13 protein-coding genes are annotated in these 13,716 nt (G+C 46.1%); 2 read left to right on the forward strand and 11 right to left on the reverse strand.

All coding sequences use genetic code 11. The features are described from left to right. Nucleotides 1-108: 108 nt before the first annotated feature. From HF864_RS08930 to HF864_RS08965, 8 genes are all read right to left on the reverse strand, one after another. The gene (locus HF864_RS08930) at nt 109-966 is read right to left on the reverse strand and encodes an MFS transporter (RefSeq protein ID WP_169462644.1); all 858 of its coding nucleotides are present in this window, start codon (nt 964-966) and stop codon (nt 109-111) included. 186 nt (nt 967-1,152) lie between these two features. Then, nucleotides 1,153-2,271 carry a UDP-N-acetylglucosamine 2-epimerase (non-hydrolyzing) gene (wecB, locus tag HF864_RS08935; RefSeq protein WP_169462645.1) on the reverse strand — a complete coding sequence of 373 codons (1,119 nt, stop codon included), beginning with the start codon at nt 2,269-2,271 and terminating at the stop codon, nt 1,153-1,155. Nucleotide 2,272: 1 nt separating this feature from the next. Beyond that, nucleotides 2,273-3,418: a glycosyl hydrolase family 8 gene (locus HF864_RS08940; RefSeq protein WP_169462646.1), complete on the reverse strand. Its 1,146-nt coding sequence runs from the start codon at nt 3,416-3,418 to the stop codon at nt 2,273-2,275. Between the two features lie 35 nt (nt 3,419-3,453). After that, nucleotides 3,454-4,764 (reverse strand): glycosyltransferase, encoded by a 1,311-nt coding sequence (locus HF864_RS08945; RefSeq protein WP_205882349.1) that lies wholly within the window; start codon nt 4,762-4,764, stop codon nt 3,454-3,456. Next, nucleotides 4,754-4,990 carry a hypothetical protein gene (locus HF864_RS08950; RefSeq protein WP_169462643.1) on the reverse strand — a complete coding sequence of 79 codons (237 nt, stop codon included), beginning with the start codon at nt 4,988-4,990 and terminating at the stop codon, nt 4,754-4,756. The genes HF864_RS08945 and HF864_RS08950 overlap by 11 nt, the downstream gene beginning before the upstream one ends. Then, nucleotides 4,987-5,853: a hypothetical protein gene (locus tag HF864_RS08955; protein WP_169462647.1), complete on the reverse strand. Its 867-nt coding sequence runs from the start codon at nt 5,851-5,853 to the stop codon at nt 4,987-4,989. The genes HF864_RS08950 and HF864_RS08955 overlap by 4 nt, the downstream gene beginning before the upstream one ends. Before the next feature lie 395 nt (nt 5,854-6,248). Further along, a complete protein-coding gene (locus HF864_RS08960) occupies nt 6,249-7,448 on the reverse strand; it encodes a PLP-dependent aminotransferase family protein (RefSeq protein ID WP_169462652.1) in 1,200 nt (399 codons plus the stop codon). A 116-nt stretch (nt 7,449-7,564) separates the two neighbouring features. Then, nucleotides 7,565-7,738 (reverse strand): hypothetical protein, encoded by a 174-nt coding sequence (locus tag HF864_RS08965; RefSeq protein WP_169462648.1) that lies wholly within the window; start codon nt 7,736-7,738, stop codon nt 7,565-7,567. 148 nt (nt 7,739-7,886) lie between these two features. Between HF864_RS08965 and HF864_RS08970 the strand changes: the two genes are divergently transcribed. After that, the gene (locus HF864_RS08970) at nt 7,887-9,437 is read left to right on the forward strand and encodes an FGGY family carbohydrate kinase (RefSeq protein WP_169462649.1); all 1,551 of its coding nucleotides are present in this window, start codon (nt 7,887-7,889) and stop codon (nt 9,435-9,437) included. Between the two features lie 44 nt (nt 9,438-9,481). Here the strand turns inward: HF864_RS08970 and HF864_RS08975 are convergent, their stop codons facing one another. Next, a complete protein-coding gene (locus tag HF864_RS08975; protein ID WP_205882351.1) occupies nt 9,482-10,360 on the reverse strand; it encodes an alpha/beta hydrolase in 879 nt (292 codons plus the stop codon). A 162-nt stretch (nt 10,361-10,522) separates the two neighbouring features. Here HF864_RS08975 and HF864_RS08980 point away from each other — a divergent pair, with 162 nt between their 5' ends. Beyond that, nucleotides 10,523-10,792, forward strand: a complete 270-nt coding sequence (locus HF864_RS08980; protein ID WP_128513303.1) for a DUF454 family protein — start codon at nt 10,523-10,525, stop codon at nt 10,790-10,792. Nucleotides 10,793-10,878: 86 nt separating this feature from the next. Here the strand turns inward: HF864_RS08980 and HF864_RS08985 are convergent, their stop codons facing one another. Both HF864_RS08985 and HF864_RS08990 read right to left on the reverse strand, forming a co-directional pair. Continuing rightward, nucleotides 10,879-11,064 carry a hypothetical protein gene (locus HF864_RS08985; RefSeq protein ID WP_128513304.1) on the reverse strand — a complete coding sequence of 62 codons (186 nt, stop codon included), beginning with the start codon at nt 11,062-11,064 and terminating at the stop codon, nt 10,879-10,881. A 110-nt stretch (nt 11,065-11,174) separates the two neighbouring features. Continuing rightward, entirely contained in the window at nt 11,175-13,511 is a 2,337-nt protein-coding gene (locus HF864_RS08990; RefSeq protein ID WP_169462650.1) for an ATP-binding protein, read from the reverse strand. Between the last annotated feature and the right edge of the window lie 205 nt (nt 13,512-13,716).

The following is a 13,716-nucleotide window of genomic DNA, read 5'->3' on the forward strand; positions in this document are numbered from 1 at the left end:
CTAAATTATACAACCATAGGAAACGAAAGCCAAATAAAAAGCACCTTTTCGGTGCTTTGTCGGGGCGATTCATCACCTGAACAAGTTCGGGTGTCCTCTCGCCTAAAATTATAGCAGTGCCAAACCGATAAACTGAAGCAAATAAACCAGCGGCATTTTATGCAGCCCACCTAATTCCACCAGCCGGCCTGAGAACTGATTGCTAAACAACGACATCAGCCCATAGATAAACAGCAGCATCGTGATTGCACCGGTACCAAAATGCAATGGTCCCGCCAGCATCGGCCGCAAATAGGTGTAAAAAGTATAGGTAGCTGCCAGGTTAAACATTGGCAATAGCATTCCCACATAAATTCTGCGATCACCAAAAATCCGAAATTGATCGCTGAAATTCTGGGCTTTTCCTTGTCTGAGATCAATTGGCAAACTGCCGCGCATTAAAAACAAGATCACTAAACTGACGGCAACAATCACGCCAAACGTGGTCCGCCAGCCAAAATGCATTGAGATCCAGGTACCAACTGGAACGCCAAATACCGAGGCAATCGAAAAGCCCGAAAAGATCCAGGCAATCAAACCCGCTCTTTTTTCCAGCGGTGCCAGACTGTTGGCAAATGTCGTCGCAATTGAGATGATAACGCCTGAAACGATGGCAGTAATAACGCGGGCTGCCACCAGAATCAGATAATTCGGTGCTGCCATCACCATAACGTTGCCTAAAATAAACACAAGCCATAGCCATGTCTCGACTTTCAACAAGCTGCGCGTCCCAATCATCATTGTGATCAATGGCGTGCTGAATGCATAGACCAAAGCAAAGATTGTCACCAAAAGTCCTACCACGGTGACCGGTTCATTAAACGTTTTGGCAATATCAGGCAGGACCCCGACGATAATAAATTCACTAAAGCCTAGAGCAAAGGCAATCAAGACCAATACCAGGCTCTGTATGCGATAAGTCTTCAATACTCCACTACTCCCTGTTTTCTAAAATTAAACCCAGCTTAGTTTAGTGCAGATTTTGATACTTATCTAGTCGCTGAGTAAAAAAGAGACCGAGAATTAACTCGACCTCTTAATTGCGTTATAGATAATAATGCTTCAGCACAGTGGCTGGCAGTTTAAACGCTTATAAATCACCGTTTGACTACTCTAGTTGTTGGTAACTAATGATCCTAAGTATTTTTTACAGATCGAAACGATACGCTCAGCAGCACGACCATCACCGTATGGATTGGGTGCCTGGGCCATTTTTTGATAGATGGCTGTATCATCTAGCAGCTCTTCCATTGCTTGGCCAACTTTTTTAGGGTCGGTACCAACCAGCCGCAATGTACCGGCCGTAACGCCTTCTGGACGCTCGGTTTCATCCCGCAGAACCAAAACCGGCTTGTTTAAAGATGGTGCTTCTTCTTGAACACCACCCGAATCAGTCATAATCAGATAACTGCGGGCCGCCAGATTATGAAAATCAACAACATCCAGTGGCGCGATCAGATGGACGCGTGGTTCGTCTGCAAAGACCTGCTTAGCCATCTGCCGTACCCTTGGACTGAGATGCACGGGATAAACAACCTCAATGTCAGGATGTTTTTCAACTTCTTTTTTTATGGTTTCAAAGACTCGCTGCATTGGAGCACCTTGATTTTCCCGGCGATGCATCGTCAACAAAATGATCCGTGAATCTGGTGAGACTTCCGCCAATACGTCATGATGGTAGTTACTTGAAACCGTATATTTAAGCGCATCGATCGCGGTATTGCCGGTAATGAAAATCTGATCGGCCGAGTGATGCTCCTTTAACAGATTATCTTGACTGAGTTTGGTAGGTGCAAAATACAGATCCGCCATGTCATCGGTCAGTTGACGATTCATTTCTTCTGGAAAAGGCGAGTACTTATCCCAGGTTCTAAGGCCGGCTTCAACGTGACCAATTGGAATCTGATGATAAAAAGCACTCAAACTGGCAGCCATTGTTGTGCTGGTATCGCCATGTACCAGTATCAGATCTGGACTTTCCTTTTTCAAAACGGCTTCCATCCCCAACAAAACCTTGCTGGTAATTTGCGTCAACGTCTGGTTGGGTGCCATAATCTTAAGGTCATAATCTGGCTGAAAGTCAAATACATCAAAAACCGTCTGCAGCATTTCACGGTGCTGTCCGGTTGTCACGACTACCGATTCAATTGTCGGATCACTAGCCAGCTGCTTGATCACTGGTGCCATCTTGATTCCTTCCGGCCGCGTACCAATAACCGTCATTATTTTCATCTTAATTCAGTCCTTCCAAAGCCGCCATCACGGTTAAGGTGGCATCATAATAATTTTTGTGCGTCAGTGGCTTGCTAAAAATATACTTTTGACTGTCAAATAAATTATCGTACCCCTCGCCACGATGATGACTGACCGCAAAAAAGATTGGTGCCGAAAAACTGGCGGACTGATACTTGACCAGCCGTTTGCCGCTTAATGAGTAGCCAGCCGTAATATATTGCTGATGACTAAAAAAGCGCAGCATCTTTTTCAAAACCTTGCGTGCTTTAGGATTGTTTGACGTTGCCAACATCATTGGCACCCGGCAGGCATTAGCGCTGTAGTCGCCATCGTATTTGGTCGAGATCGCGTTTGGCTTGACCGGTTTAGCCGCGTCGCGCGTGATCCAGGCAAAATCCGGCACCAGTCCGGTATGATGAAGCCGACTTAAATCCACCAAGCGATCCAGCATCGTATTGTTAACCGTTCGCCAGCGTGAATCACCTGTCAATTTAGCTAAAGTCATGAATATGTCGGGCATCACGTCTGAGGTTCGCATCAATTGCCAGTATTTTGAGTCTCTGGTTACCCAATCGCCAACTGTTAAGGCGCCGGTCTGCGGATTGTACTCATAAGACAGAATATCATCACTCAAGTTCTTGGCCAGGCTGCGATAGTAAGTTGCATCTTTGGGCCATTGTTTGGCAGCCAGGGCCAGGGCCATCGCGATATAGACGTCACCATCCGTAGCACTGTTGATATCGTTAACCCATTGATGATGCCGGTTGTAATATTGTCGCCAAGACATCAGGTAGGTCTCAGTTTGACGTTGGTCGCCAACATAGTCACGATGCGCTAACCAGTAGTTGACGAAACGATCAAAATCTTTTTGATTGGCCCAGCCTTTTTGTGCTGCTCGCACCGTAATCAGCATGCCATAGCCTTGCGATTCAGATAAAGCAACCGGATTTTGATGATCGTTGTTTTTACTAGTATTAACAAACGACTGATCAGATTTAGGATGCATGACATAGCTGTTTTCCCAAGTCTGATACATATTCTTCTGCAGATAGACTGGGTTGGTCAGTCGCACCCAGATCAAGATTCCCAGATAGACGGCCGCAATCAGCCCGACAAAGATCCAGGTATATTTATTGAGTTTCATTGCAATCTCCTAATCATTTATCAACGACTACCACATCAGTCATCAAAACGCTTGGTCTTAACCCAGACGTTGCCGTTACGATGAAACATGGCGTCTAAAGTAACCGAGATGACCGCGTGAATCGAGACAATGATAAACAGCTGCGAGTAAGTAAAATACGATGCCAAAGCCAACCAGAGCTGACTGGTCGTGGCCTGGCCAAACTGTGTAGACATGGCAATGCTGATCTGCAGCACATATAAGTTGATCATCAACAGCCAGTTGAATAACAACAGTTGAGCAATCAAAATATTGCTTTCACCAAACGTAAACGGCACTGTCAGATCCGGAATTAAAAATCGCAGCAAAAGCGTAACGACATTGGCAAAAAAGATCACGTCCGATAAGACAATTGCCGCATTAAACCAAAAGAACGTACACGAATAATAAAATGTTTCTAATTTAACTCGCCAATTGCTGCGATCAAACAAGTGCCTAAAGTTATGGATTACCACTTGGTAGTTGCCCTTGGCCCAGCGCAGTCGTTGAAAGTAGTAGTCGTGGACGGTTTCGGGTTCTTGTTGAAACGCCTCAGAGTTATAGGCCAAAGCAATCAAACGGTTTTGTTGCATGATCTTAAACGAGATGTCGGTATCTTCAGTCAACGCCCCATTGCGCCAACCACCGATCGACTTGACAAAGGCAGTTTGAATAATGAAATTGGTTCCCGGAATCCGCCCAATCTTAAACATATGCCAGATACCGCAATGCTGAATCCGCTGGGTCACGACGATTTCTTGATTGATACAGCGCGTTAAAAAATTCTGCTGCGCATTGCGCGTTTTGTTACGACCAAATACGGCCACGTAGCGTTTTGGATCTTCCAAGGCCTTTTGCACCAAGAAATACAAAGCATTGCGTTCCGGAATGGCATCAGCATCATAGACCCCGATGTACTCACCATGTGCAATCTTGAGGGCATCATTTAAAACCCCTGCTTTACCGCCTGTGCCATGGCGGTTGATCACCTTGACGTTGCGGCCAAAATAGCGTGGCTGCGTTACCAGCTGCTGCATCTCATTGAGCGTATTGTCGGTACAATTGTCCGCATATAACAATAGCTCAACTTTGTCCTGTGGGTAGTTGAGCTCCAAAATTGCCTTGGCCGTTTGTGCAATCACGATTTCTTCATTATGAGCCGGCACCACCAGGGTGATCTTGGGATAGCGCTCCAGTGGCAAAACATCAGCGCGAATCCGACTGTGCTTGAGCCAAAATCCCGTCGCCCCACTCAGCGTGATGATTGACATTAACAGCGAAAGCCAGATTGAAACCAGCGTGATGACCATCATTACCTCACTGATCATTTTCTGATTTCACCCCCAGTTCCTTCAGTCGCTGCCCAATTACTTTTTTGGGCGGCAGTTTTAAAATATCGGCTGTCACATGCGTCAGTTCCTTTTTAATCGGGCCATGCGTTTCCATCTCCTCGATATGATAGTAGATCACCCAGTTGCAGATAAACAAAATGATCACGGCCAGCAAAAACAGCACCGTAATTACCGTTGCTAGCAAAAAAAACGTCTTAATCATCGATCATGTTCCCCTTTTAAGTACTCTGTCACGATGTCGGTCTCCATTTCCCGCTGCAGATGCCGATTGATTTTTTCAAAGGTCATAAAGTGCTCAACGTTTTTACGATCAATCTTTTGTGTACCCCATTTATACTGAGCTGGTGCATCATTAATCTCAATCGCGCCCAATAGATTTTTGGTCTGATCATTGAGCTGTTTTAAGACCTTGTCTGAGAGTTCATGTGAAATGATCATAAACGTAGCATTGCCCAAATAATAGAGCATCTCAGATGGCAAGCGGTCAACCTTCAAGACACGGGCAATCTTTTGGAGTATCTGGTTATATTCTTGTTCATGAAACTGCTGAAACTGGGTGCTGTGTGTCCAGTGAATCGTCGTGACGTTGATCCTCAGATTGACCTCATCACGATCATGGATATAGACCATGCATTTTTCATACTGCTTAACCGCATTATGGCGCGTTAAAAGTTTGGTGACGGGATCGTAATGGGCTGCGTATGACTGAATCTCACTGCGGTTTTTATCCAACCAGCCCCAACCGGTGATCATTTCCCTGGCAACTAACGTAACCGAGGCGATCACCGGAAACGTAAACAGCAATGCCAGCTTGATTGGTGCGGCCACCACCACGTAGCCCAGCAGTAAAATCGCACTGCCCAGCGTCGTCAGTGCGATAATCAGCCAACTGATCAAAATACTTGGTACCATCATTCCGACCAATACGCCCAAAACAATCATGATCGCAATGGCAATCATCATGTTAGTCTGGTAAAGTGAGGACCAAACAATCAAAACCAAGGATGCAATGATTACCAAAAGAATCGCCAGTTGAAAAAACAAAATCGAATGCCGGCGCAGCATAGTCATCCCCCCCAATTAAAACTTATAAATTATAGTTGATAAACAAATATAGCATTATTTATTCAATATAATCACTTTCACTAAAAGTTACAATCGGTCGAATTAGGATATATATAGTGAATGTAAGGCTATAAGTCTTATTTATAACCATTTTAAATATAAATAACATAATAATATAATTTTCTTTGAAGTTTTGTTTAAGTCGTCAATAAACAGCCTGCCTTTTTATAAGAATTATTATCCTATCCATCGCAGCAAAGTCTTTTCATTATCGCATTGCAAACGTTTGTCTAAAACATAAAAAAGACCACCAGCTGTTTAGCTGACGGTCCGTATTTCATTAATTATAAATGTTGGCTGAAAAAATCAATGAAACATACTCAATATCGTTCGCATTACTTACCTTCATTAACGGCGTCGGTTAAAGCCTTGCCCAAGCGCTTCAGACCTTCTTCGATCTTTTCTTCATCCATGTTGGAGTAGTTCAAGCGGAACGTACCTGGTTCTGGCTCACCGGCAAAGAATGGATCACCAGGCACAAAGGCAACCTTTTCCTTCAGGCACTTCTTAAACAGTTCAACCGTGTCCTTGACACCAGGAACCTTAACCCACAGGAACATCCCACCTTCTGGATTCGTGTACTTAACGCCTGCTGGGAAGTACTTCTTCATCCCTTCGATCATCAGGTTCTTGCGCTTGCCATACAGGGCACTGATTTGATCAACATGCTTGTTGATGTCGTTTTGAGCAAAGAATTCAACAACTGCCCATTGTGCCAGCTGGTCGGTGTGCAGGTCAGTAGACTGCTTGAGCACCGTCAGCTTGTCAATGACTTTTGGATCACCCAGAACCCAGCCCAGCCGGAAGCCAGGTGCCAAAATCTTAGAGAACGTACTCATGTACAGAACATGGTTGGTCGTATCAAATGACTTGATGGCTGGTACATGCTCACCTTCAAAACGAATGTCACCGTATGGGTTGTCTTCCAGAACCATCACGTCGTATTTGGCAGCCAACTCAGCCACCTTCTTGCGCCGATCAGCCGGCATCGTCTTACCAGTTGGGTTTTGGAAGTTGGAAACCGTGTAGAGCAGCTTGGCCTTTGGGTGGTTCTTCAAGGCTTCTTCCAAGGCGTCGACACGCAGGCCCTCATCGTCTTGTGCGACAGAGACAAACTTGGCACCATAGGAACGGTAGACATCCAGCGCACAAAGGTAGGTTGGGTCTTCCACCAGCACTTCATCGCCTTCATCAATAAAGGCCTTGCCGACCAGGTCCAGCACTTGTTCAGAACCAGTCGTTACCATAACGTTTTCTACCTTTGAATCAATACCTTCACGTTCCTTAACCCGCTTGGTAATCAGTTCGCGCAGTTCCGTTACCCCGCGCGATGCACCATATTGCATGGCTTCGCGGCCGTGTTCGTCAAAAACCGTATCGACCGCTTTTTTCATTTCTGCGACGGGGAACAGTTCTGGCGCTGGCAGGCCCCCGGCAAATGAAATTACTGATGGATCAGCCGCCGCTGCCAGAATTGCCCCAACTGCGTCCGTACCATCTGCTGGAACCCGTTTTGAAAATTGAACCATTCCGATCACTCCTATTCATTCTTAGAAACAAATTATTAATGAATCTCATTAAATTTTAATACAGCTATTATAATAGTTGCATTTTTTTAATTCTGCAAGTCCTTTTGGGAAAAAATCTCAAATCATTTTTCTGCTTGATTAACAATGCAACGCAAGCCCTGCATTACCAGCTGCTTGGCCGCGGCCGAGACGGTCAGTCGGTGATCTGAGGCATACTCTTGCAGCTTTTGATAAGCAGCCATTTCTGCTGGTGTCCTCCAGATGATACCCGTAACCTGGCCATGTTCTTTTTTCATTTCGTCACCTTCTGTTTGTTTTTGTTCATTTTAACATTTTTGATGGCTCCAGATTATAGTGATTAAATTCACAAAATCCATTCAAATGCTTGAACGACTGCCCGCCTTTTTTTATACTTGTACTAGAAATTAGAAATGAGGGGATCAAATGGACTACTTGATCGGGGTAAACATCGGCACCACTTGTACTAAAGCAGTTTTATATGACCAGGACTTCCATGCGCTGGCCAGCTCATCACGAATGCATCAACTGTTCCGGGATGAACCGGAAATGCTGGAAGAAGATCCAGACGAGATTTTTGAGACGGTCGTTGACACGCTGCATGACGTCGTTTTAAAAGCAGACCTAAGCAACGGGACACTACGCGGTGTTTCATTTTCCAGCATGATGCACAGTTTGATTGGATTAAACCGTGTCAATAAGCCCCTGACACGCGTTTTGACGTGGGGCGACAACCGGGCAGCTAAATATGCCGCCAAAATGAGGCAAAACGGTGAAGGACTAAAAATCTATCAGCGTACCGGGACGCCAACGCACCCGATGTCTTTGCCTTACAAGCTGCTATGGCTTAAAAATGAGCATCCGGAAATCTTTGAGCGGACTACCTGTTGGCTGGGCATCAAGGATTATGTGTTCTGGCGACTGTTCGGTGTTTTGAAAACCGACATCTCATCGGCAAGTGCGTCAGGTCTGCTCAACCTTAAAGAGTTGGACTGGGATGAAGAAACGCTTAAACTGATCGGCATCTCGCGTGATCAACTGCCACAGCTGACTAGTCCATACGAGCAGGTCCGCGGTCTACGCAGTCAGATTGCCGCTAAGATTGGCTTGCCAATGGATACGCCGTTTATTTTAGGTGCGGCAGACGGACCCATGGATAATCTGGGCGTTGGTGCTTTGGATCAAGGAACCACGGCCATTACGATTGGCGACACCTCAGGGGCCGTGCGGGTTATTACTGATCAACCGCGTTTTGACATTGAAGGCCGCCTGTTCTGCTATGCTCTAGACGAAGATCACTGGGTCGTTGGTGGGCCAATCAATGCCGGCAACACCGTCTTCAGCTGGGCTGGTGACAAACTGTTTGCTCCAGAAAAGCAACTGGCCAGCATGATGCATGAAGAAAGCCTGGATGTTGTGGCCAAGATTGCCAAAACGATTCCTGCCGGCTCTGATGGTTTGATCTTCCACCCATTCTTAAATGGTGAACGGGCGCCAATGTGGAATGCCAATGCCCGCGGCTCGTTTTTTGGGCTGACGCCACATCATACGCGGGCTCACATGGCACGTGCCGTTTTGGAGGGAACCGTCTACGAACTATATGCTATCAGCTTAACGTTAGAAACCGTCGTTGGTGAACCCAAGCAGATCATGGCCACTGGCAACTTTGCCCGCTTTGGTCTGTGGCGCCAGATTTTAGCCGATGTCTTCCAAAGTCCCGTTGCCATTCCCCAAGAACAAGACAGCCGGACACTGGCCGCAGTAGTGATGGGCATGAAGAGTCTGGGCATGATCAAAAAAATCGACGTCATCAAAGAACATTTGCAAAAGGCCGCGACCTGTCAGCCAAATCCTGACACCTACGACATTTATCAGTCGCTGGTACCGATTTACGTTCAGCTTAGCAGCGACCTGCAGCAAGAATACGATGCAATTGCCGACTTTCAGCATAAATACTGTCATTTCAACCAAAAATAAACATAAAAAGAGAGTGCCGCTTTTAACACTCTCTTTTTTTATAGTCATTTTCCCCACAGAATCTGCATGACATATTTCAAAATGGCCTTTTTTTCGTGCAGCTGACGATGCGACGTCTTGGGATACCAGCGCTGCACGTATTTAACCGATGTATTTTTAAACAGCGTTGCCATCATTTGCGATTGAATATTAGGAACCTCACCGTCCGTTTTTTGATCGGCTTCCTTGCCCATGATATTATAGATCGCCTCATCTTTTGAAAACTGAGCTTTTTTAACCTGGCGCAACAATTTCTTGAATTCAGCATCGCGGGACTTTTTAAACAGCCAGGCCGTATATTTGGTATTAACGCCAAAACTTTCTTCCACCGGTACGCCCAGCAGGACAATCTTTTGAAAACTGAGCTTTTTTTGCAGCTTGGCATTACCAAGATAGGCATGCAAAAACTCGGTCCCGCCATACGAGTGAGCAACGATATTAAGCTTTTTGACGTGATACTGCCGGTTCAGCACGATCAAAACCTGGGTCAGCTGGTGCATCTCCGGCTTAAACGAAACATTATAGTTCCAATCGTACAGGATTTGAATAATGGGATTCTTCTTACCCTTAAGACTGCCTTTAACCCGTACCTGACCAGTTGGCGAAACGCGCACGACCATGGCACTTTGCGCGATATTTTGATTCTGTGCCCGTTTGATAAAGGTATCAAACGTAATTGTATTACCGCCTTGCCCCGGAATCAAAAGCGTTGGCGTATCGGTATAGCTGACATCGGAGCGCAGCCGATGCATGTTCAAGGGCTGGCTGGGCGTTCCCTTCAATAAATAAAGCTGCACGGCCATCGCAATTACGATAATGCCAAAAACCAGGTACCATAACCGTTTTAAAACTATCTTGATCACCAGTTGCTTTTTATTCAGCATTACCATCATCCCTTATCATCAAACTAGCCTAATTATAACGCACCGCTAGTTGATCAAAGCTTTAAAAAAGCTCAAGGCCGATTCGTTTTCAATGCGCTTTTCAGCCGAACGTGCTATAATTTTGCCAACAAAATCAAGTCGCATTTAAAAGGAGATGACCGCATGCTGATCGTTTTGGAGAAAATTGGCTGGGGAATGCTTGCACTGACCGGTTTTGTCGGTGGCATCATCGGGTTGGCACTGCCCGTAATCCCACAGGTACCATTTTTCCTGCTGGCCCTGTTTGCCCTGTCCAAGCTCTCGCCACGCTTCCATCGCTGGCTAACGAGCCGTCACTGGTATCAACGCATGGTCGTTCCTGTTTTGGAAAAGTTCCATGCCAAGCGTCAGCCTAAAAATCGCGTTCGTACGGTTGAGGCCAAACAAGACTAATCAGTCCCCTGCAGCTCTGCAGAGGGCTTTTTAATTATTATCAGACCAAAAAAGGATTTTAGCCATGCAGCTAAAATCCTTCTTATTTATTTTGACTGTCTGGTTCGGGTAAACATCGTCATGGCGGCCAAAGCAAGGCCAAACACGATTAAAAAGACGTCCAGATAACCGAACCATGTTGACCAGCTGCCACGATACAGAATCGCTGATAAGAAGATCAAAACCCCACCCCAAAAGAAGATGTCTTTGTAAAATTCTCGATTGAAACGCATCTGCCATACCTTCCTTGAGTTAATTGTTTGATTAAACTATCTCTAGAATGTATTGTAAACCCTTTCGAGCAATGAATTCAACCCAGATCGATCACAAATCGATTGGTCAGCTAGCCAAACAGCCGCGCCCAAAAGCCCTTCTTTTTCTTTGGCGGCTGAGCGGCTGCTAGGCGATCAGTTTCTGATTCAGCAGCCGTTTCATCAGCACTTGATTCAGTATCCCGCGTATACGGATTTGGTTCGCCAATCCACTTAAAGAAGGCGTCTTCTTTAATCTCCATAAACTTGCCACGCTTGCCGTTGATACCATCAACACAGATCTCAACCGGCAGCGCATTACGATACTCTTCAATACTGTCGGCACTGAAGCCATTAAAGGTATTGAGTTTGGAAATATCAAACAGCAGACTGTGTTTATCAGCATAGCGCTTAAAGTCCTCAGTCTGCGTAAGATAGAGCTTGGCCCAACGGCTGCGGGCGCTTTCGCGAAAATCGTCGCAGATGGCTTCAGCAAAAAAGTCCGGTACCGGCAGATCCGCCATCTCGTAATACTCTTTAAAGATACGACGCGTGTTGGCCAAAAAGTCCAGCCGCCCCGTCTGCTTATCAAACGTTCGCCATGGCGTCTCGTCATCGCTGAGCAAGGTGGCCATGCGTACGACAAAATCCTTAAAAAGCGTGTTGTTTAGCGTCTGCCGGACGTTGTAGATGTATTTATTGGCCTCTCCTTTTTGCGCCTCGTCAATCACCTTATCAATCTGCAGATAGTAGGTCCGGCGCGCCGTTTCTCTCAGCATGGTGAAGCCCGAGTCGTAATTGGTCGTACCAATCAATGGCGCGACAGCATGTGGATGATTTACCAGATCATTCATGATGTCAACGATCAGATGGCGACTGTATTGATCCTGTTGGAAGAAGTAAGGCTCGATTTCATCGACCAAGACTGGGTAGGTACTGCCGGTCTTCATATAGTGCTCTAAAGCCTGAACCGTTTTAAGCTTTTTTTGCGGCGTCTCGGTTGGATAGATCGTACCAAAATCAATCAGTGAGCGATCCGTATTCCAGGTCAGCTGATTGATGATTCTAAGCAGCGTTGACTTGCCTGAGCCTGCCGTGGCGCCTAACACCAAAAAGTTGGGAACGTCATTACCGTCTTCTGGATTCAGACTGGCTTTGGAGCGAATCTCCCATAAAAATGGTGCCGTAAAGCTGTACAAAATCGCCTCATAAAAACGTCGACCATAATCAGGCGTGTAGTCGACCACATACTTGGCATAGCCCTGCATAACGGCATCAATGCTCTTTAAACCATCGCGAATCTCACTGATAGTAGCCAGCCTGCCGAAAGGAATTGGATAGGTCCCGGCGTCGTTTGGTACGTAAAGGCCGCTGTTATCGTTGGCTAGGTTGCGCTCCATTGGCCGATCATACAAAAACGTGGTGTATTTCTTTTCAGCTGAGCGCTCTTGCGGCGTCATGTCCGTCAACAAGGTCTGCCGCACCTGCTTGTAGATTTTCTCACGCGTCTTGAGCGTTGGCTTGGCGGCTCGCGGCGAGACCGAGTCCTTTTGCAGGTTAAAGATGGCATCCTGTTGATGAATCGAACGTTCCAGCTCATCTTTTACCAAGGCTCGATCAGTTGTAATGTCTCGCATGGCCTTGGCAATTTCTGGCCTGACGATGCCACGATCAATCTGCTGCTGCACGTCATGTGAGATTAAATCAGTCATATCGGCAATTGCGATTTGATCGGTCGTTTCATTACCCAAGATAATCACGTTACCGACATCTTTGCCCGCTTTTTGATCTTTTTTCATTGCGTCCAATTGCTTTTGGGCGGCACTGAGCAGCTCGGTTGAAAAATAGTTTTTTAAGACCGGCTTGATATCGTTTTTAAACCGCTGCATCAAATTAGCGTATAATGGACTATTGTCAAAGACCATGACTTCTTCGAGCTGATTATGCTGCTCATCAAAAGACGCCGCGGTCAAATTGACACTGCCCAAAATTACGCGTGTTTGTGTATCAGCATCATCACTGAGCAGATAAAAGCGCGAGTGAACCTCTTGGACTGGAGCCTGCTCAACCGTAAACAAGCCATTTAAGACGTTCAGTTGATTCTGGCCGCTAAGTGCCTCAAACAAACGGGCCGGCTGCTTGTTGGCCGCTGCCAGCAAAGCCGTGGTTAAGGCTCCCTTTGTTGCTGCCTCGTCAGCCGTCTGGGGCGTAACCTGTTCTTGAGCACCTAAAGCAATCTCTACTTGAATGAGGTCGCTGAGATGCTGGTTGAAAAAGTCGGCGTCCAACTCACCGGTAACCGCCGTCAAGCGACTAAAGCGACGAGTATCAAACAGCTGGCGAATCGTCAGCCGTGGCACTTCTTGATTATTAAAAACGTAGTGGACCCGTCGTCTCTGACTGGCCGAATTTTGCGTCGTCGTACTCATAAACTGGTTCCTTCTTCGTCATCGTTTTTATGCTATGTTCCATTTTGCTGTATTTTTATAACGTTTGCAAGTTTTGGCCCTAAAGAATGACAAGCAAATTTGTGTGCACTCACCAGGATTTTATTTTATGGCAGATTGCAAGAAATAACTTGAACGAATTTAATGACGTAAATTAAGCAGGAAGATCTCGATTGGTGTGCGCCAG

It is taken from the genome of Lactobacillus sp. MRS-253-APC-2B (assembly GCF_012843675.1).
Lineage (GTDB): Bacteria > Bacillota > Bacilli > Lactobacillales > Lactobacillaceae > Limosilactobacillus > Limosilactobacillus pulli.

Bases quoted from the DNA above. Each gene is read 5' to 3' on its own strand.
- HF864_RS08980 (WP_128513303.1), top strand. From the start codon at position 10,523: ATGCTGATCGTTTTGGAGAAAATTGGCTGGGGAATGCTTGCACTGACC.
- HF864_RS08955 (WP_169462647.1), bottom strand. From the start codon at position 5,853: ATGCTGCGCCGGCATTCGATTTTGTTTTTTCAACTGGCGATTCTTTTG.
- HF864_RS08970 (WP_169462649.1), top strand. From the start codon at position 7,887: ATGGACTACTTGATCGGGGTAAACATCGGCACCACTTGTACTAAAGCA.
- HF864_RS08945 (WP_205882349.1), bottom strand. From the start codon at position 4,764: ATGATCAGTGAGGTAATGATGGTCATCACGCTGGTTTCAATCTGGCTT.
- HF864_RS08990 (WP_169462650.1), bottom strand. From the start codon at position 13,511: ATGAGTACGACGACGCAAAATTCGGCCAGTCAGAGACGACGGGTCCAC.
- wecB (WP_169462645.1), bottom strand. From the start codon at position 2,271: ATGAAAATAATGACGGTTATTGGTACGCGGCCGGAAGGAATCAAGATG.
- HF864_RS08985 (WP_128513304.1), bottom strand. From the start codon at position 11,064: ATGCGTTTCAATCGAGAATTTTACAAAGACATCTTCTTTTGGGGTGGG.
- HF864_RS08940 (WP_169462646.1), bottom strand. From the start codon at position 3,418: ATGAAACTCAATAAATATACCTGGATCTTTGTCGGGCTGATTGCGGCC.
- HF864_RS08965 (WP_169462648.1), bottom strand. From the start codon at position 7,738: ATGAAAAAAGAACATGGCCAGGTTACGGGTATCATCTGGAGGACACCA.
- HF864_RS08975 (WP_205882351.1), bottom strand. From the start codon at position 10,360: ATGCTGAATAAAAAGCAACTGGTGATCAAGATAGTTTTAAAACGGTTA.
- HF864_RS08950 (WP_169462643.1), bottom strand. From the start codon at position 4,990: ATGATTAAGACGTTTTTTTTGCTAGCAACGGTAATTACGGTGCTGTTT.